This window comes from Streptomyces sp. NPDC059874, from assembly GCF_042731135.1.
Classification (GTDB): domain Bacteria; phylum Actinomycetota; class Actinomycetes; order Streptomycetales; family Streptomycetaceae; genus Streptomyces.
The window spans coordinates 32,719-50,911 of the sequence record NZ_JBHWJY010000008.1; the positions used below are offsets into that span (position 1 = coordinate 32,719).

An 18,193-nucleotide genomic window follows, 5' to 3' on the forward strand; every position below is an offset into this window, starting at 1 on the left:
GGCCGGGCGGGGGCGGCCGCAGGATGCTGGCTCCACGGGATGCACGGGTGCACGGAATGGAGGGGGACCTCATGGCGGAGAGCGTGGCCGGGATCGGCGTCGGGCCGTACGCGGAACTGACCTTCGACTCCGAAGGGGACGTGGACCGGGCCACGTACGGGCCGGTGGAGCGGATGGAGGCCACGGACCTGCTGGTCTTCGCGCACGGCTGGAACAGCGATCGCTCCACCTCGACCCGGCTCTACGACCGGTTCTTCGCCCCCTTCCCGGGTCTGGTGGGGCCGGGGGTACGGCTGGGGTACGTGGGGGTCGTATGGCCTTCGATCCGGTTCGCGGACGAGCCGATACCGGACTTCGACTCGCCGGGCGCGCTCGCGGAGCCCGGCTTCGGCGCGGCGCTCGACCCCGCCACGCGGCGTGCCCTCGGGGAGTTCTGGCCGGGCCGCGAGCCGGAACTGGACCGGGCGGCGGAACTGCTGGAGGAGCGACCCGAGTCGGAGGCCGCCTTCGCCGAATTCGGTGCGCTCGTACGGCGGCTGGCCGGGGTGGACGGGCTGTCCGCGGCGGCGGCTCCGGAGGTTCCCGCCCTCTTCACGGAGGAGGTCGTGGAGGTGTGCCGGAGGCTCGCCCTCGCGCTGGTCGAGGCGGGCGCCCCGCCCGTGGACGGCTTCGGCGGGGACGAGCGGGGCCTCGCCGTCGGCGGCGGGCTGCGCGGCCTGTGGGGCGGCGCGAAGGAACTGCTGCGGCAGGCCTCGTACTACCAGATGAAGAAGCGGGCCGGGGTGGTCGGCGAGCGCGGCCTGGGCCCCGTACTGGCGGAGCTGGCGGCGCGCCGCCCCGCCCTGCGGATCCACTTGATCGGGCACAGCTTCGGGGCCCGCCTGGTCTCCTTCTCGCTGTGCGCGGTGCCGGACGGGGCGCGGTACACCAAATCGCTGACGCTGCTCCAGGGCGCCTTCTCCCACTACGCGTTCTGCGACCGGTTGCCGCACGACAAGGGGCACGGGGGCGCCCTGCGCGGCCTGCAGCGCCGGGTCGACGGACCGGTGGTCGCCTGCCATTCCCCGCACGACTCGGCCCTGAAGGTGTTCTACCCGCTGGCCTCGCGGATGGCCCGGGATTCGGCCGGTCTGCTCGGTTTCGACGAGCGGTGGGGCGCCATCGGCCACGACGGGGTGCAGGCGGTGCCGGGCGCGCCGCGACTGGGGCTGGACGCGGCGCTTCGCGAGGGGGTGCCGGCATCGGGATGTGTCAGTGTGGACGCCGGGTCCGTGGTGCGGCGCGGCGGGGCTCCGTCGGGGGCGCACAGCGACATCTGCCACGCCGAACTGGCCGAACTCGTGGTCTCCGCGGGGCGCATGGGGCGCTGAGTTCCGGCCATGTGCCACCCGCACGCCTCGTCCGCCCCGCATGCGCCTGCCGCGGGCAGGGCATGTTGGGCACGTCGGCGCAGGTGGAGGTGAAGGTGTGATGGCGGGTTTCCGGAGTCTGGCCTACCAGGTGCGCGACGCGCGCAACGACCGGGCCCTGCGGCGCCATTCGCTGCGCCGCTGCCTGGAGCGATTCGCTCCGTACGGGCACCGGGCCACGTGGTGGCACCTGTGCGACCGGCACGGGATCGCCCCCGAGGACCGGGGGGCCGATCCGCTGCGGCTGGTGGCCGCGTTGGAGGAGCTGGAGGACGCGCGGGCGGTGTGGCTGGAGTACGAGCGGCAGTTCGCGGAGCGGCGGCGCCGGGAGAAGCACCACGGGCTGCGCCGGCCGGAGTGGGCGTGGGGCGGCAGCGGGGACGCGGTGGTGCGGTGCGCGGATCCGGGGGTACGGCCCGAGGGGACGCTGGGTGAGGTGCTGCGGCGGCTGGTGAACGCGCTGGAGTCGGAGCCGGGGACGGGGTGCCCGGTCTGCGGGGAGAGCGAGCTGCGGTGGCCGGCTGCGCTCCGGGGCCGGGCGGTCGGCGCCTGGGAAGGAGCGTGGGCGTGGGACGGACCGGTGTGCGCGGGCTGCGGGATCGTGGTGCCCAGACCGGCCCTGGCGGAGGCCCCCTCGGCTTCGGTGCGGGCGGGGGCGGCGTGAGGGCGACGCCGGTGGCGGCAGGGGCTGCGTGAGGCCGGCTCCGGTGGCGACGGGGGCGCATGAGGGCGACGCCGGTGGCGGTGGGGCCGCATGAGGGCGGCTCCGTTGGCGGCGGGGGCGGCGCGGTTGCGGGCTGGGGCTGCGTGGGGCCGGCGCCGATGCCCGGCGGGAGCCGCGTGAAGCCGGCGCCGTTGCCCGGCGGGGGCCGCGTGAGGCCGGGGCCGGTGCTGTCGGCTTCGCTGAACGGTGCCCGGAGCGCCGCCGACGGCCCGGCCGTGCCCATGTCCCCGGCGGATCTGGCCGACTCGGCTGTGGCGGCGGTCGCCGCGGGGGCCGGGGAGGTGCTGGTCCACCCGCGCACCCCGTGCGGGCGGGAGAGCCTGTCGCCCCGGGTGGTCGGGCCGCTGCTGGAGGCGCTGCGGGGCGCGGGGGTCGGCGTACCCCTCGCGGTGTCGGTGAGCGTCGGGGCCGAGCCCGATCCGGCTGGGCGGCTGGAGCGGGTGCGCTCGTGGACGGTGCTGCCGGACCGGGCGGCCGTGCACTTCGCGGAGCCGGGGGCCGAGGAGCTGGCGCGGGCGCTGCTGGGGCGAGGGGTGGCGGTGGACGCGGTGGTGCCGCTGGGCGGCCCGGCCGGGCCGGATCCGATGGCTCGGTTCCTGGCCTGGCCGGTGCGCGAACCGGGCCGGGTCCGGCTCGTGGCCGAGCTCGCCTCGGCCGATCCGGCCCTGGTGGCCGGGTTGCGCGGACTGCCTCCGGTCGCGGTGTTGCTGTTCGGGCGGGAGGCGGCCGCGTGGCCGGTGCTGCGGCTGGCCGCGCGGTGCGGGACGAGCGCGCGGACCGGCGTGGGGGACGTACTGCACCTGCCGGACGGGCGGCGGGCACGGTCGAACGCCGAACTGGTGGCGGCGGCGCGGGAGGCGGTACGGAAGGCGGCGGCAGCGGCTACAGCCGGGAGCCGGTGACCCGTTCGCCGATGAAGTCGTCCGGATTGGACAGCGCGCAGGTCTCCATCGACAGGCAGCCGCATCCGATGCAGTCCGTCAGATGGTCGCGCAGGCGGCCGAGTCGACTGATCCGCTCGTCGAGCTCCTTGCGCCAGGCCTCCGATAGCCGGGCCCAGTCCTCGCGGTTGGGGGTGCGTTCCTCGGGGAGTTGCGCCAGTGCGTCACGGATGCTGGCGAGCGGGATGCCCACGCGCTGGGCGGCGCGCACGAAGGCGACCCGGCGCAGGGCGTCTCGGGTGTAGCGGCGCTGGTTTCCGGCGGTGCGGCGGCTGCTGATCAGGCCCTTGGCCTCGTAGAAGTGGAGCGCGGAGACGGCCGCGCCACTACGGGCGGACAGCTGGCCGACGGTGAGTTCGTGGACGTTCTCGGGAATCTGCGGCACCCGGCCGAGGGTAGTCGGAGGTCCGTTGACATACACATACGAGCCCCAGCATGCTGAGCAAACGCTTATTCGTCTGTTCATGTGCACGATTCACCGCGAGGTAGGAGCAGGGCATGGTCGAGCCGAGGGTCTTCACGTCCGCCGAGGAGCTGCGCGCCGGGATCGGCGAGCCGCTCGGCCCGAGCGGGTGGCTGGAGGTGGACCAGAAGCGGATCGACCTCTTCGCGGACGCCACCGGCGATCACCAGTGGATCCACGTGGACCCGGTGCGGGCGGCGGACGGCCCCTTCGGCTCCACCATCGCGCACGGCTATCTGACCCTGTCGCTGCTGCCCAGTCTGGTGCCCCAGATCATGCGGGTCGAGGGCATGAGGATGGGCATCAACTACGGGACGAACAAGGTGCGTTTCCCGGCGCCGGTGCCCGTCGGCTCGCGGCTGCGCTCCACCGCCGTGATCACGGAGGTCACGGAGGCGGGTGGCGGCGTACAGGTCACGGCGACCGTCACGGTCGAGCGGGAGGGCGGCGACAAGCCGGTGTGCGTGGCGGAGTCGGTGTCCCGCTACTACTTCTGAGGGGTGGGCCCGGGGCGCGCCCCCACCATGCGGAGCACGAGGTCGGCGTAGAGCGCGCCGACCTCGTCGGGGGTGCGGTGCCCGGTCACGCTGAACCAGCGGGCGACGTCGATGCAGAGCGACAGGACGGCGAGGGTGGTGCCCGGCACGTCGGGGACGTCGAACTCCCCCGCCGCGACCCCGTCGGCCAGGATGCGGCGGACGGCGGCGTCGCTCTGCCGGCGCAGTGTCACGATTTCGGAGCGGTGCTCCGGAGCGAGAGCGTCGAGCTCGTACTGGACCACGCGCGCGGTCGTGTGGTGCGCGGCGTGCCATCCCACGAAGGACCGTACGGCGGCGTCGAGCCGCTCCGCGGCGGAGCCGGAGCCGTCGGCGGCCGAGGTCAGGATTTCGAGGGCCTTGTCGTGGCCGATCCGGCTGATCCGGTGGAGCAGCTCTTCCTTGGTCTTGTAGTGGATGTAGAGCGCGGCCGGGCTCATGCCCGCGCGGCCCGCGATGTCACGCGTGGTGGTGGCGTGGTAGCCGCGCTCGGCGAAGGCGTCGACGGCGGCCACGAGGAGCCGCCTCGCGGCGTCGGGGGTGACCTCCGACCACGGCCGGTAGCCTCCGGTCTCCGCGCTGTCCATCGCTCGCTCACCCTCTTCGCCTTGTAGGAATGAACACCTTACCGGAGGGTGAGCAAGCGCTTAGGGCTTCGGTTGGTACGGGTCGTACTCGGCCAGGATCTTCTCCATCCGGGCCTGGTCCACCCGGCTCACGATCTGGCCCGCCTCCTGCCGGTCGCGGACCACCTTGGCGAGGGTGAAGGCCGAGGTGGTCAGGTACAGCACCGCGATGCCGAGGAAGGCGCGGACCCAGCCGTTGGTGTCCAGGTTGTAGATCCCCAGCGCCACGGCGGCGATGGCGATGCCGAAGGAGGCGACGGCCTGGCCGTAGTAGGCCCCCGTGTTCTGCTGCTTGACCGGTGTCTCGTTCATGGGTCCAGCATCGGTCCGGGCGGCCGCGGCCACATGGGCGCGCGTACTCACGCACGTACTCAGAAATCAGAGGTCGGGGGTTGGGGGTTGGGGGTCGGGGGGCGGGGGGCGGGGGTCAGAAGGCGGAAACTCCCGTGCGGGCACGGCCGATGAGCAGCTTCTGGATCTGGCTCGTGCCCTCGTACAGGGTCATCACGCGGGCGTCGCGCAGCAGTTTCCCGGCCGGGTACTCGTCGATGTAGCCGTAACCGCCGTGGACCTGGAGGGCGTTGCTCGCGGCACGCACGGCGGCCTCGGAGGCGAAGAGCTTGGCGGTGGAGGACTCGGTGGCGAAGGGTTTCCCCCGGTCGATGAGGTCGGCGACGCGCCAGGTCAGCAGGCGGGCCGCGTCCACGTCGACGGAGATGTCGGCGATCAGCTCCTGGACCAGCTGGTGGTGGGCGATGGGCTTGCCGAACTGCTCGCGCTGGGCGGCGTAGGAGACGGCGGCGTCGAGGGCCGCCTGGGCGATGCCGACGCAGCCGGCGGCGACCGACATCCGACCCTTGGCCAGCGCGGACATCGCGACCGAGAAGCCCTTGCCCTCGGGGCCGAGCATCGAGGAGGCGGGGACGCGGACGCCGTCGAGGGTGAGTTCGGCGGTGGCCTGGCCGCGCAGACCGAGCTTGCCGTGGATCTCGCGGCGGGTGAGGCCGGGGGTGTCGGTGGGCACGAGGAAGGCGGAGATGCCGCGGTGGCCGGGCTGGTCGTTGGTGCGGGCGAAGAGCAGCGCCACGTCGGCCCAGGTGCCGTTGGTGATGAACGTCTTGCCGCCGGTGACGACGTACGAGTCCCCCTCGCGCACGGCGCGGGTGGTGAGGTTGCCGGCGTCGGAACCGGTGCCGGGCTCGGTCAGGCCGAAGCAGCCGAGCGCCTCGCCGGAGCACAGTCGGGGCAGCCAGTCGTTCTTCTGATCCTCGGTCCCCCAGGCGGCGATGGTCTTGGCGACCAGGCCGAGGGATACGGAGACGATGCCGCGCACGGCGGAGTCGCCGCGGCCGAGCTCCTCGGTGACCAGGGCGTAGGCGAGGTGGTCGCCGCCGGAGCCGCCGTACTCCTCGGGAACGGTCAGGCCGAGGAAGCCGAGGGCGCCGAGCTTCTTCACGATGGCCCGGTCCACGCTCTCGGCGCGGTCCCAGTCGGCGGCGTACGGGGCGACCTCGCGCTCGGTGAACTCGCGGGCGAGCCTGCGTACGGCGGTCTGCTCCTCGCTCAGCTCCATGTTCACCGGGCACCTCCGGGCGTCTCGTCCGGGGCTTTAACTAGCACCGGTAGTTTATGGCGGGCAGGCCCTACTATGTGGCGCATGGCCAGACCGCGCAAGCCCCTCCTCAGCAGATCCGGCATCGTCGAGGCGGCGGGTGCGCTGGTGGACGCGGAGGGACTGGAGGCGGTGTCGACTCGGCGCCTGGCCGCGGCGCTCGGGGTCAGCGGGCCCTCCCTCTACAACCACTTCCGCACCAAGGACGAGATCCTGGAGGCGGTGGCGGACGCGGTCAGCGCGCGGGTCGACTTGTCGATGTTCGAGCCGGAGGCGGGCCTGGACTGGCGGGGAGCGCTGCACGCGTGGGCGCACTCGTACCGGGACGCCCTGTCCGACCATCCGAACATCGTCCCGGTGCTGGCGCGGGGCCCGGGCCGCCGCCCGGCGGGCCTGCGGCTGGCGGACGCGGTGTTCGGCGCGATGACGGAGGCGGGCTGGCCACCGGCCCACGCGACCCGGATCGGCGCCCTGATGCGGTACTTCATCCTGGGCTCGGCGGTGGCCTCCTTCGCCGGAGGTTTCGTGGACGACGAGACGGCGTACGACCCGTCGGACTACCCCCACCTGGGCCAGGCCCACCTCCTGGCGGAGCGCCGGCGCGAAGTGGACGAGGGCGCCTTCGAAACGGGCCTGACGGCCCTCCTGGACGGACTGACCCTGCAGTACGAGGCGTTGAAGGAGACGGCGTGATCGACGAACCCGCGCTGATCACCGCGGTCCGGGCGGGTGACGCGGCGCGCGTACGGGCGCTTCTTCTGAACACCGACGCCGATCCGGACGTCCTGGGCGCGGACGGGCGCTCGGCGCTGGACATGGCGGTGGCCATGGCCTCGTACGAGATGACCGGCGCCCTCATCGACCACGGGGCGAAAGTCGACCGCCGGAGCACCGACGGCTGGACCCCGCTGCTGCGGGCGGTCGACGCGGGGGCCTACTCGATCGCCTGGCGTCTCCTGTCCGCCTCCGCTCCGACCTGGCCAACGGGTCCCGACGGGCGGACCGCCCTGGAACTGGCCCGGCACTGGCACGAGTCGGGTGCCGAGAACGAGCTGCGGCGCCGGACGGGTTCCACCGGGCCGGCGGAGCTCAGCCGCGTCGCGGACGGCGAGTTCAGCTCCACCACCGGACTGTTGCGGCTGGGGGACGCACAGGTGCGTACCGGGCACACGGCGATCCTGTGCGACCTGGAAGAAGCTCACCGGATACGAACCCCCTTCGCGGAGCTGCTGGCTCGGGCCGAGGCCGAGGAAGATCTCCGGCATGTGACGCGCTCGGCAGCCGTGGACGTGCTGTACCGACGCGCGGACCGGGAGACCTGGGAGGCGGCCGCGGCCTTGCGGACCCATCCACGGGCCTCCGTACGACACTTCGGCGCGGATGTGATCCGGTGCATCGCCTTCTTCGACGGGTGCGGCGGCAGCGAGGGCTGCGTGGAAGCGCCCGGCTGCCCGGCGCCGCCCTCGCGGGAGCTGTTCCTCGGATGGCTCGCCGAGGAGACGGACCCCGAAGTGCTCGCGATGGTGATCGACGGGCTGTCCCACACCGTCCGGTCGGGGATCCTGGACCTCGTACTCCCCCACCGCGGGCATCCGTCGGCCGTGGTCAGGCGAGCCGTCGTGGTGACGTTCCGCGGGCAGCCGGAGAACCCCGTCGTCGGCGATCGGCTGCGACCGGTGCTGCTCGCCTGTCTCCGGGACTCCGACGCGTTCGTACGGCAACGGGCCTGCGAGATCCTGGCGGAGCGCAAGGAGCGGTCCGCGGAGGTGCGGGACGCCGTGGCCCGCCTGCTCGACGATCCGGAGGAGCCCGTCCGGGTGGAGGCCATGAGTACGTTGACCCTCCTCGATGACCCGAGGGGCGAGGAGGCGTTGGAGCGTTTCCCTCATCCGTACGACGAGGACGCGCCCTACTTCGGGCAGCTCTACCTCGCGCGCAACCACCTCTGGCGGCGGAGGGCGGCGGCAGGCCGCGCGGCCGACTGAGGTCGGCCGCGCCGGGCCTGACCCGGTTTTGGCTAGAACACGATCAGCGAGCGGCCGCCCTTGCCCGCCAGCATCGCGTCGAAGGCCGCCGGGATGCCGTCGAGGGTGATGCGGTCGGTGACGAGGGCGCCGAGGTCGAGGCGGCCGGCGCGGACGTGTTCGGCGATCACCGGGAGGTCGCGGGCGGGGTCGCTGTTGCCGTAGACGCAGCCGGTGAGGGTGCGGGCGAAGTGGAAGATCTCCAGGGCGTGGAAGGTGACCTGCTGCTCCTTGCCGCCGATGCCGACGACCGTGGTGCGACCGCCGCGCCGGGTGGACTCCCAGGCTCCCCGAATGGTCTCGGCCCGGCCGACGCACTCCACGGCGACGTCCGCGCCCCGTCCTCCGGTGAGGCCGCGGATCTCCTTCGCGGTGGTGTCTGAGGCGAGTACGAACTCGGTGGCCCCGGCCGCCCGCGCCAGCTCCTCCTTCGCCGGGGAGACGTCCACGGCCACGATCGGGCCCGCCTCGGCGATGCGCGCGGCCTGGAGGGCGGCCAGGCCGACCCCGCCGACACCGAAGACGGCGACGGACTCGCCCGGGCGGACCTGGGCGCTGTGGTGGACGGCGCCGTAGCCCGTGAGCACCGCGCAGCCGAGCAGGGCGGCCTCGGCGAGCGGGATCCCGGCGGGCGCGGGCAGCACGCAGTTGGCCGCGACCACGGTCTCCTCCGCGAAGGCGGCCACGTTCAGCCCGGGGTGCAGCGGGGCGCCCTGCGCGTCGTGCGCGTAGACGGCTCCGACCCCGGTGAGCGCGTTGACGCAGAGCCACACCTCGCCGATGGCGCAGTGGTGGCACTCGCCGCAGGAGGGGGCCCAGTTGAGCACGACCCCGTCGCCGGGGGCGACGTGGGTGACGCCCTCGCCGACCGCGAGGACCGTGCCCGCGCCCTCGTGCCCGAGGACGGCGGGGACGGGGACCCGCATGGTGCCGTTGGTGAGGGAGAGGTCGGAGTGGCAGACCCCGGCTGCGGTGAGCCGTACCCGGACCTGCCCGGGGCCGGGATCGGGCAGGACGATCTCCCGTATCTCCAGCGGAGCTCCGACGGCGGGCAGGATGGCGGCGCGGACCATGATCTTCGTCTCCGTCTTCAGAACTGCAGGGACTTGGTCTGGAGGTACTCCGCCAGGCCGTGCGGGCCCAGCTCGCGGCCCACGCCCGACTGCTTGTAGCCGCCGAAGGGCGCGAGCACGTTGAAGCGGCCTCCGTTGATGTCCACCTGCCCGGTGTCCATGCGGCGGGCGAACGCCACGGCCGTCTCGTCGTCCTCGGCCCAGACTGCGCCGCCGAGGCCGTAGACGGTGCCATTGGCGATGCGCAGGGCCTCCTCCTCGTCCTCGTACGCGAGGATCGACAGCACGGGGCCGAAGATCTCCTCCTGGGCGATGGTCATGTCGGGCGTGACGTCGGCGAACACGGTCGGGGCGACGAAGTACCCCTGCTCGTGCGGGGCGTCGGGGCCACCGGCGACGAGGCGGGCGCCTTCCTCGATGCCCTTGGCGATGTAGCCGCGGACGCGTTCGTGCTGCTTGGCGTTGACCACCGGGCCGAGGCGGGTGTCCGGCGTACGGGGGTCGCCGGTGGGGTACTTGGCGACGGCGTCGGCCGCGAGCGAGACGGCCAGTTCGTAGTGGTCCCGGTGGACGAGCATCCGGGTGAGCGCGTTGCAGCTCTGGCCGGCGTTGTTCATGACGTGGCCCACGCCTGCCGCGACGGCCTTGGCCAGGTCGGCCCCGGGCAGGATGACATTGGCCGATTTGCCGCCCAGTTCGAGGGCGACCCGCTTGACGGCCGCGCCGGCCGTGGCGCCGATCTTCCTGCCGACGGCGGTGGAGCCGGTGAAGGAGACGAGGTCGACGTCCTCGTGCGCGGCCAGGGCCTGACCGGCGACCGGGCCCGTGCCGGTCACCAGGTTGAAGACTCCGGCCGGGATGCCCGCCTCGTGCACGGCTTCGGCGAAGAGCTGTGCGGTCAGCGGGGTGTCCTCGGCCGGCTTGAGGACGAGGGTGCAGCCGGCGGCGAGAGCGGGTGCCACCTTTGCAACGACTTGGTGCAGCGGGTAGTTCCAGGGCGTGATGGCGCCGACCACCCCGACCGGCTCCATCAACACCGTGGAGTTCCCGATCCGCTCCTCGAAGGCGTACGAGGCCCCGAGCTCGGCGTAGGAGGAGGCCACGGCGATCGGCGACCCGACGTGGACCATCTCCGCGAAGCCGAGCGGGGAGCCCAGTTCGGCGGTGATGGTCTCGGCGATCTCGCTCTTGCGGGCGAGCAGTACGTCGCGCAGCGCGCCGATCAGGGCGGCCCGCTCGGCCGCGGGCGTGGCCGCCCAGCCGGGGAGGGCCGCGCGGGCCGCGCGCACGGCCGCGTCCACGTCCTCCTCGGTGCCGGCCGGCACCGAGGCGATGACCTGCTCGTCGGCCGGGTTGACGACCTCGATGCGGTCGCTTCCGGCGGCGGGCCGCCACGCGCCGCCGATGTACATCCCGTCGTGGGCCTTCATGTCATTCCTCCCGAGCACGCACGAGCGCGTAGACCAGACCTCGCGGACACCCTACAAACTAGCGCCGGTAGTTTTCTGCGCGCCAGGGGCGGAGGGGATCAGATGATGCCGAAAAGCATCCCCGCCCCGAGGACGACCAGGGAGGTCAGGGCCGCCCATTTCACGGTGAAACGGGTGTGGTCACCGAACTCGACCTTCGCCATGCCGACGAGGACGTAGACGGCCGGAACCAGCGGGCTGGACATGTGCAGGGCCTGGCCGACGAGGGAGGCGCGGGCGATTTCGAGCGGGGAGACCCCGTGGGCGGCGCCCGCTTCGGCGAGGACGGGCAGGACGCCGAAGTAGAAGCCGTCATTGGACATGAAGTAGGTGAGCGGCAGGCTCAGCAGGCCGGTGACCAGCGCCATGTGCGGGCCCATTCCCTCGGGGATGGCGCCGACGAGCCAGTCCGCCATGTGCTTGACCATGCCGGTGCCGGTGAGGACCCCGGTGAAGACGGCGGCGGCGAAGACCATGCCGGCGACGTTCAGGACGTTGTCGGCGTGGGCGGCGATGCGAGCCTTCTGGTCGGGCATGTGCGGGAAGTTCACGGTGAGCGCGAGGGCGGCCCCGAGCAGGAACAGCACCGGGATGGGCAGCAGCTCCATGATCATCGCGGTGAGGAGGGCGACGGTGAGGCCGGCGTTGAACCAGTACAGGCGCGGTCGCAGGGTGGGGCGCTGGGGGTCGAGGCCCTGGAAACCGTCCTCGGGGGCGGCGCCGCCCGAAGCGGCCGATGTCCCGGCGGAGCCGCCGGAGGCAGCGGTGCCGGCCGAGCCGGCGGAGGCAGCGGTCGCGGCCGAGCCGGCGGTGCGTGCGGTGGAGCCGGTGACAGGCGCCGCCGCCGTCCCCTGACCGGAGGCGGCCGAGACCAGCTCCTCCTGCCCCTCCTCCTCGTCTCCCGGCAGCGAGAGGAGCCCGACCCGGCGGCGTTCCTTCAGACCCAGCACGTACGCGAGGACGAAGACGAAGAGCAGTCCCACCGCGAGGGCGGGGATCATCGGGACGAAGATGTCGGCGGCGTCGAGCTTCAGGGCCGTGGCGGCGCGGGCCGTGGGGCCACCCCAGGGCAGGGTGTTCATGACCCCGTTCGCGGTCGCCGCGACGCCGGTCATGACCACCAGGCTCAGGCCGAGTCGCTTGTAGAGCGGGTACATGGCCGAGACGGTGATCATGAAGGTGGTCGACCCGTCGCCGTCGAGCGAGACGATCGCCGCGAGGACGGCGGTGCCGACCACCACCCGTACGGGGTCGGCCTTGCAGAAGCGCAGGATGCCCCGGACGATCGGGTCGAAGAGGCCGACGTCGATCATCACGCCGAAGTAGACGATGGCGAACATCAGCATGGCGGCGGTCGGGGCGAGCTTCCCGACCCCTTCGATGACGTAGTCGCCGAGATGTGCGCCCTGTCCGGCGAAGACGCAGAACAGCGCGGGGATGAGGACGAGCGCCGCGATGGGCGACATTTTCTTCATCATGATCAGGACCAGGAAGGTCGCGATCATGGCGAAGCCGAGGAAGGTCAGCATGGGGGGAAGGTAGGTGCCGCCTCCTTACGCCAACAAGACGTCCAGCCGTGAGCAATACGAGCAAAACCCCAGCTCAGGGCAGTGGTGTGAGTGCGACGGGGAATCCGTTGAGCACTGCCGTGCCGGACAGCGGGTCGAGCCGGGTGCCGTCGAGCAGCTGGTTGACGTTGACGCCGGGCACGGCGGAGGCCACCGAGAGCCGGGCACCGGCCCGGTCGTGCCCCCAACCGTGCGGGAGGCTCACCACTCCGGTGCGGACGGCGTCGGTGATCTCGACGGGAACCTCCAGGCTCCCGCCGTCGGCGGTGATCCGGGCCCGGCCCCCGTCGGTGAGGCCGAGCCGGCCCGCGTCCTCCGGATGGACCTGGAGGGTGCAGCGGTTGGAACCTCCGGTGAGGGCCGGAACGTTGTGCAACCAGCTGTTGTTGGACCGCAGGTGGCGGCGGCCCACGAGCACGAGGGCGGCGGGTCGGTCGGCGAGCGCCGCGCGCAGCCTGGGGAGCTCGGCCGCGATCGGGTCCGGGAGCAGCTCGATCCTGCCGCTGCGGGTCCTCAGCACGCCCGGGAGCCTGGGGCGCAGCGGGCCCAGGTCGATGCCGTGCGGGTGCGCGAGCAGCCGCTCCAGGCTGAGCCCCTCCCCCTCGGTAGCGGCGCCGAACCGCTCTCCGTACGGGCCGAGTCGGAGCATCAGGTCGAGCCGGCGCTCGGGGCCGCTCTCGCCGGTGAGCAGGCCGGCGAGGCGGGCCGGGTCCTGCCCGTGCAGCGGCGAGTGCGGGTCGGAGGTCTCCCTGGCGAGGGCGCCCTGGATGGCGAGTTCGTCGACGGCTTCCGGGCCGGCGGCGCCGTGCATGCCGGAGACGGCGAGGACGAGGCGCGCGTGGATCTCGCACTCGTTGAGACGGCCCGCGTCGAGGGGGACGGCGGCGCGGGTGTACCGCGCCTGGTTGCGGATGGCGAAGCCGTTGAAGGCGAAGTCGTGGTGCGCGCTCTGCGAGGGCGGCGGCGGGGGCAGCACCACGTGCGCGTGGCGTGAGGTCTCGTTCAGGTACGGGTCGATCGAGACCATGAAGTCGAGGCCGGCCAGCGCCCGGTCGAGCCGGTCGCCGTCGGGTGCGGACAGCACCGGATTCGCCGCGATGGCGATCAGGGCGCGGATGCGTCCCTCCCCCGGCGTCTCGATCTCCTCGGCCAGGGCGGCGGTGGGCAGTTCGCTCTTGACCTCGGGGTGGCCGCTGACCCGGCTGTGCCAGCGGCCGAGCGCGAAGCCCTTGCCCGGCCCGGCGGGGCGCGGCCGCGGGCCGGCGGCCGGGAGCGGGAAGAGGGCTCCGCCCGGCCGGTCCAGGTTGCCGGTGAGGATGTTGAGTACGTCGACCAGCCAGCTGGCGAGGGTGCCGTACTCGACGGTGCAACTGCCGATGCGCCCGTAGACGGCTGCGGTGGGCGCGGCCGCGAGCTCGCGGGCGAGGGTGCGGATCTCGTCGGCCGGGAGGTCGCACGCGGGTGCCACGGCCTCAGGAGTGAAACTCCCGAGCGCTGCCGCGAGTTCCCCGAGTCCCTCGATCCGTTCCGCCGGCTCGCCGGGGGTGGCGAGTTTCTCCGCGAGCAGGGTGTGTGCGAGGGCGGCGAGGAGCAGGGCGTCGCTGCCCGGCCGCGGCGCGAGGTGGCGGTCGGCGAGGGCGGCGGTGCGGGTGCGGCGCGGATCGACGACGACGAGAGTTCCACCGCGGGCGCGCAGCGCTTTGAGCCGGCCGGGGAAGTCGGGGGCGGTGCACAGGGAGCCGTTGGACTCCACCGGGTTGGCGCCCAGGAGCAGCAGGAAGTCGGTCCGGTCGAGGTCGGGGACCGGGATGGCGAACGGGTCGCCGTAGAGCAGACCGCTGGAGACGTGTTTGGGCATCTGGTCGAGCGTGCTGGCGGTGAAGAGGTTGCGCGTGCCGAGGGCCTTGAGGAGCAGCGGCGGGTAGAGGGCGCCGGCCATGGTGTGGACGTTCGGGTTGCCGAGGACCACACCGACCGACTGGGCCCCGTACTCCTGGACGAGTGCGGGGACGGCGGCGGCGATGGCGTCGAACGCCTCCTCCCAGGTGGCCTCCTGGAGTCGGCCGTCGCGGCGGACGAGGGGGCCGCGCAGCCGGTCGGGGTCGGCGTCGAGCTGTCCGAAGGCGGCGCCCTTGGGGCAGATGAAACCGCGGCTGAAGACGTCCGCGCGGTCACCTCGGGTGCCGGTGACGGCGGTTCCCTCGATGGTGAGGGTGAGCCCGCAGGTGGCTTCACAGAGGGGACAGATGCGCAGGGCGGTGCGGGGCATGGGCCCTCCAGGGCGGCAGGCTGCGGCACGGACACGCGGGCGCACCGAGCATACCGACCGGTTGGGACGGTGGGGAGGGTCCTGCGGGATCGAACCCGCACCGCGATGGGCCGAGCGCGTCAGTCCAGTACGCGGGCCAGGTAGGCGTGCATCATCGCGCGGGTCTCGGCCACGATGGCGGGGTCCCCCGCCGGGTCGGTGCGGAAGGCCAGTTGGATCAGCGCGTCCGTGGCTTCGACGGCGACGAGGACCGCTCGCTCCAGGGCCGCGCCGGGGGTCAGGCCGAGGTGCGCGCAGAGCAGTTCGGTGAGGCGGGCGGCGACCAGGTGGTTGGGGTCGGCGCCCGGGCCCTCGGCGGCGGGCGCGGGCACGCCGAAGTCGACGAGCGCGAAACCGGGGACGGTGCGCTTCATGGCGAGGTACTCGTCCAGCACGGCGTCGACTACTGGGCGCCAGTGGGTGGCGGGGAGCTCGGCGAGGCGGTCCGCGATGCCGTCGACGTAGGTGTCGAGGTTGCGGTGGGCGAGGGCCGTGGCCATGGCCCGCTTGTTGCCGAAGAAGCGGTAGACCGAGCCGATGGGCACGCCGGCGCGCAGGGCGACGGCCCGGGTGCTGAGGTTCTCGTACCCGGTCTCGTCCAGGAGTTCCGCGCAGGCGTCGAGGATCCGGGCGAGCCGGTCGGCGCTGCGCTGCTGGATCGGCGTACGGCGCATGGGGTGGGCAGGAGGCACGGGGTCCATCATGCCGCTCCTCGCTTCTCGGTTCGGCGGGGGCCCGGACTCGCTCGTCCGTCTGGTCCGGTCACAGCACTAGTTCAGCAGGAGACTGAGCCCGCCGATGGTGTACGTGATCATCAGCGCGAGCAGCGGGAGTTGTCCGGCGACGGCTTTCGCGGGCGGGAAGAGGCGTACGGAGCGGTCGTGGGCGGCGACGACGCCGAGCACGTGGCCGGTGACGACGGCGATGACCTGGAGGGCGGCGAGGCCGCCGGAACCCAGTGGCGGCAAGGGTTCGGGGGCGTTGTCAGTGCCGAGTGCCATGCTTACTGTGCGTGGTCCTTCGACTACCAGGAGGGAGAAGTAGTGGGCGATGAGATAGCCGAGGGCGATCGGCACGAGTGAGTGCGCGAAGGCGGTCAGCGGGCCGGGGTGCGGGCCGCTGACGAGGCGGGTGGCCGCCGCGCACAGGCAGTACAGGGTGGCGACGAGGGCGATGGAAGCGAGTAGTCCGAGTGTGGCCGTGGGGGTGCGGCCGAGGGGGGAGGTCTGCAGGGTGTCGATCCACGAGGGGTTGTCGGAGTAGCCGTCGTAGGCGGTCGAGCCGAGGAGGACGCAGACGGTGGCGACGAGTCCGGGCCGCTCGGGTGTCGCGTCGAGTCCGTGGAAGGGGTTGCGCAGGACGAGGCGGCCGTCGTTGCGGCGGCCGAGGGGGGAGAGCCGGGCCAGGAGGGCGGAGTACGCCTCGAAGGCGTCTCCGTCGTCGAACCAGCGCTCGCCGAAGCGGGCGGCGAGCAGCAGCTGGACCGTGGTGTAGAGGGCGAGGGCGATCAGGAGGGTGGTGGTCGATGCGGGATCGGGAGCGACGAGTTCGAGCCAGGTGAAGGCGAACAGCCCGGCGACGGCCGGCCATTGGCCCAGCCGGGCGGGGAGGGGGCGGTCGGGTGCGTGACGGCGCAGGGCCCGGGAGAGCAGGCGGTGCAGGGTGCGGAGCGGGTTGAGGGGGCGCCAGACGGGCCCGAGGAGGAGGGAGGCGGGGACGAGTCCGACCCAGAGAAGTACGTAGACGGCGCCGGGAGCGGGGTTGTGCGCGGGGTCGTCGGGACCGAGAAGGAGGTGGAGAAGGACGGCGAGCGCGGCGGCCAGGCCGAGTGCGCGCAGGGCGGTGCGGGTTCCGGGTGCGTCGACGGCCCGCTGGAGGCCGGCGGGGAGGGCGAGCCCCGACCGGTCCCCGCGGAAGCGGGAGGTCGACCACAGCAGGCCGAGTGCGAGGAAGGAGACGAAGAGCGCGGCGAAGGCGCCCGCGAAGGCATAGAAGGGCGAGATCGGCAGGTCGTGCCGGGAACCGATCCCGTGCGCGAGCGCGGTGAGCGGATCGGCCGGGTGAAGGACCACGCCCTGGCCGGCGCCGCCACCGCCCGCTCCCGGGGCGGGCCCCGGCCCGACGGGGCTCACCACCGGCCGGCCGGGGTCGGTGTCCCGCCGTCGGCGCGCCCTGACTTCCCGGACTCGGGCCCGAGTCCGGGCAGCGGGACGGCGGCGACGGACTGCTGCGGCGTGTGCGGCGGCTGCGGGTGCGGCTGCGGCTCCTGGTGCGGCTGTGGCCGGGTCATCGGACGAGGAGCTGGGTCAGGACGAGGCCGGACTCGTGGGTCTCGACCTCGAAGAGGCCCCTACGGTCGACCGTCAGGATCAGGGTGGCCTCCTGGCCTGCGGGCAGGGTGAGTTCCTTGTCGTAGCCGTGGACGTGCAGGGTGTCCGCGCGGTCGCTGGTGACGCGCAGGGCGACTCGCTCGCCGCGCCGCAACTCGGTGCGGGCGGGGGCGGGGCTGACCTTGCCGTCCCGGACGGTGACGGTGACGGTGCGGTCGGCCTCCGGCGCCGCCGGTGCCGCCGGTGCCGTCTGGGACGGCGCCTGGGTGTGGCTGTGGCCGCCGGGCCCGCCCGGGGCGGCGGCGGTGAGCTGGAGCGTGCCCTCGACCGGCTTGCCGGACACCGCCCAGGCGGTGTGGTCGTCCGCGTAGAGGCGGACGGTCAGCGTGTGCGCGCCCTCGGGGACCTGTGCGGCGGGCAGGTGGAACCACGGGCCGTACAGCCGGGCGAGTTTGCGTCCGTCGAGCTCCAGGTGTGCGTGGCCGGCGCCCGGGAGGGCTGCGCCGCCGGTGCTGTCGGGGGTGAAGCGGTAGTTCTTCACGGTCAGTTGGAGGTTCCAGCCGTCCTCGGAGTCCGGGCGGGCGGCGAGCTGAACCTCCGGCGCGCCCTCGGCAGGGACCTCTCGGAGGCGGTGGCCCGCGCCGTCGTCGGTGGTGAGCAGGGTGCCCACGCTGCCGGAGGCCTGCTCGTGGCTGGTGCCGGGCTTGTGGTGGGTGGTTGCCCGCCCGCCGCAGCCCGTCACCGCGCCGCCGGCCAGGAGCAGCACGAGGGCGAGCAGGGCCGCGGTCCGGGCTGTCCGGCCGCGCCTGCGAAGCCCTCCGGGCCCGCCGGGCGGGGCCGCGCAGACGTCGCACCGGATCCGCTCGGCGGAAGGATCGTCGCTCACCTCGTCCCTCCCCGGGCACGGAGGGCGTGGGCCGTCGCGGTCCCGTGGGCGCCGCCGGTCGGCAGGGTGGTGCGCCGGGCATCCGCGAGCGCCGGGGCGCGTCGGGACGCGCGCGCCGAGCATGCCGTCGCGGCCGGGTCGGCCCGAACGGCCCGAACGGCCCGGTCGGCACCGCCAGCCCGGTCGGCCCGTTCGGCACCGCCGGCCCAACCGGCCAGTCCGGC

Annotated in this window: 18 protein-coding genes; 6 read left to right on the forward strand and 12 right to left on the reverse strand. The window is 73.5% G+C overall.

What is annotated here, in order from left to right:
• Window positions 1-71 precede the first annotated feature (71 nt).
• From ACFV9H_RS07025 to ACFV9H_RS07035, 3 genes are all read left to right on the forward strand, one after another.
• On the forward strand, window positions 72-1,370 hold the full coding sequence (locus ACFV9H_RS07025; RefSeq protein WP_385394388.1) for a serine-threonine protein kinase: 1,299 nt from the start codon (window positions 72-74) through the stop codon (window positions 1,368-1,370).
• A 100-nt stretch (window positions 1,371-1,470) separates the two neighbouring features.
• A complete protein-coding gene (locus tag ACFV9H_RS07030) occupies window positions 1,471-2,073 on the forward strand; it encodes a hypothetical protein (protein ID WP_385394391.1) in 603 nt (200 codons plus the stop codon).
• A gap of 209 nt (window positions 2,074-2,282) precedes the next feature.
• On the forward strand, window positions 2,283-3,035 hold the full coding sequence (locus ACFV9H_RS07035; protein WP_385394394.1) for a 3-keto-5-aminohexanoate cleavage protein: 753 nt from the start codon (window positions 2,283-2,285) through the stop codon (window positions 3,033-3,035).
• Here ACFV9H_RS07035 and soxR read toward each other — a convergent pair.
• The gene (gene soxR / locus ACFV9H_RS07040) at window positions 3,016-3,459 is read right to left on the reverse strand and encodes a redox-sensitive transcriptional activator SoxR (protein ID WP_385394396.1); all 444 of its coding nucleotides are present in this window, start codon (window positions 3,457-3,459) and stop codon (window positions 3,016-3,018) included. The two genes, ACFV9H_RS07035 and soxR, sit on opposite strands and share 20 nt — an antisense overlap.
• Before the next feature lie 113 nt (window positions 3,460-3,572).
• Here soxR and ACFV9H_RS07045 point away from each other — a divergent pair, with 113 nt between their 5' ends.
• The gene (locus tag ACFV9H_RS07045; RefSeq protein WP_385394398.1) at window positions 3,573-4,034 is read left to right on the forward strand and encodes a MaoC family dehydratase; all 462 of its coding nucleotides are present in this window, start codon (window positions 3,573-3,575) and stop codon (window positions 4,032-4,034) included.
• Here ACFV9H_RS07045 and ACFV9H_RS07050 read toward each other — a convergent pair.
• From ACFV9H_RS07050 to ACFV9H_RS07060, 3 genes are all read right to left on the reverse strand, one after another.
• Window positions 4,025-4,660 carry a TetR/AcrR family transcriptional regulator gene (locus ACFV9H_RS07050; RefSeq protein WP_385394400.1) on the reverse strand — a complete coding sequence of 212 codons (636 nt, stop codon included), beginning with the start codon at window positions 4,658-4,660 and terminating at the stop codon, window positions 4,025-4,027. The two genes, ACFV9H_RS07045 and ACFV9H_RS07050, sit on opposite strands and share 10 nt — an antisense overlap.
• Before the next feature lie 60 nt (window positions 4,661-4,720).
• Entirely contained in the window at window positions 4,721-5,011 is a 291-nt protein-coding gene (locus tag ACFV9H_RS07055) for a YiaA/YiaB family inner membrane protein (protein WP_385394402.1), read from the reverse strand.
• 115 nt (window positions 5,012-5,126) lie between these two features.
• The gene (locus ACFV9H_RS07060; RefSeq protein WP_385394404.1) at window positions 5,127-6,278 is read right to left on the reverse strand and encodes an acyl-CoA dehydrogenase family protein; all 1,152 of its coding nucleotides are present in this window, start codon (window positions 6,276-6,278) and stop codon (window positions 5,127-5,129) included.
• A gap of 78 nt (window positions 6,279-6,356) precedes the next feature.
• Here ACFV9H_RS07060 and ACFV9H_RS07065 point away from each other — a divergent pair, with 78 nt between their 5' ends.
• Window positions 6,357-7,004 (forward strand): TetR/AcrR family transcriptional regulator, encoded by a 648-nt coding sequence (locus ACFV9H_RS07065; RefSeq protein WP_385394406.1) that lies wholly within the window; start codon window positions 6,357-6,359, stop codon window positions 7,002-7,004.
• Window positions 7,001-8,296 (forward strand): ankyrin repeat domain-containing protein, encoded by a 1,296-nt coding sequence (locus tag ACFV9H_RS07070; protein WP_385394408.1) that lies wholly within the window; start codon window positions 7,001-7,003, stop codon window positions 8,294-8,296. Before ACFV9H_RS07065 ends, ACFV9H_RS07070 begins: the two co-directional genes overlap by 4 nt.
• Before the next feature lie 32 nt (window positions 8,297-8,328).
• Here the strand turns inward: ACFV9H_RS07070 and ACFV9H_RS07075 are convergent, their stop codons facing one another.
• The 8 genes from ACFV9H_RS07075 to ACFV9H_RS07110 form a co-directional block, all read right to left on the reverse strand.
• Window positions 8,329-9,408 carry a Zn-dependent alcohol dehydrogenase gene (locus ACFV9H_RS07075; protein ID WP_385394411.1) on the reverse strand — a complete coding sequence of 360 codons (1,080 nt, stop codon included), beginning with the start codon at window positions 9,406-9,408 and terminating at the stop codon, window positions 8,329-8,331.
• Window positions 9,409-9,425: 17 nt separating this feature from the next.
• A complete protein-coding gene (locus ACFV9H_RS07080) occupies window positions 9,426-10,838 on the reverse strand; it encodes an aldehyde dehydrogenase family protein (protein WP_385394413.1) in 1,413 nt (470 codons plus the stop codon).
• Between the two features lie 98 nt (window positions 10,839-10,936).
• A complete protein-coding gene (locus ACFV9H_RS07085) occupies window positions 10,937-12,406 on the reverse strand; it encodes a CitMHS family transporter (protein WP_385394416.1) in 1,470 nt (489 codons plus the stop codon).
• Between the two features lie 73 nt (window positions 12,407-12,479).
• Window positions 12,480-14,714 carry a molybdopterin oxidoreductase family protein gene (locus tag ACFV9H_RS07090; protein WP_385394418.1) on the reverse strand — a complete coding sequence of 745 codons (2,235 nt, stop codon included), beginning with the start codon at window positions 14,712-14,714 and terminating at the stop codon, window positions 12,480-12,482.
• A 119-nt stretch (window positions 14,715-14,833) separates the two neighbouring features.
• A complete protein-coding gene (locus ACFV9H_RS07095; RefSeq protein WP_385394630.1) occupies window positions 14,834-15,454 on the reverse strand; it encodes a TetR family transcriptional regulator in 621 nt (206 codons plus the stop codon).
• Window positions 15,455-15,523: 69 nt separating this feature from the next.
• Window positions 15,524-16,825 (reverse strand): hypothetical protein, encoded by a 1,302-nt coding sequence (locus ACFV9H_RS07100; RefSeq protein WP_385394420.1) that lies wholly within the window; start codon window positions 16,823-16,825, stop codon window positions 15,524-15,526.
• A 56-nt stretch (window positions 16,826-16,881) separates the two neighbouring features.
• Entirely contained in the window at window positions 16,882-17,043 is a 162-nt protein-coding gene (locus tag ACFV9H_RS07105) for a hypothetical protein (RefSeq protein ID WP_385394423.1), read from the reverse strand.
• Window positions 17,040-17,861: a hypothetical protein gene (locus tag ACFV9H_RS07110; RefSeq protein ID WP_385394633.1), complete on the reverse strand. Its 822-nt coding sequence runs from the start codon at window positions 17,859-17,861 to the stop codon at window positions 17,040-17,042. Before ACFV9H_RS07110 ends, ACFV9H_RS07105 begins: the two co-directional genes overlap by 4 nt.
• Between the last annotated feature and the right edge of the window lie 332 nt (window positions 17,862-18,193).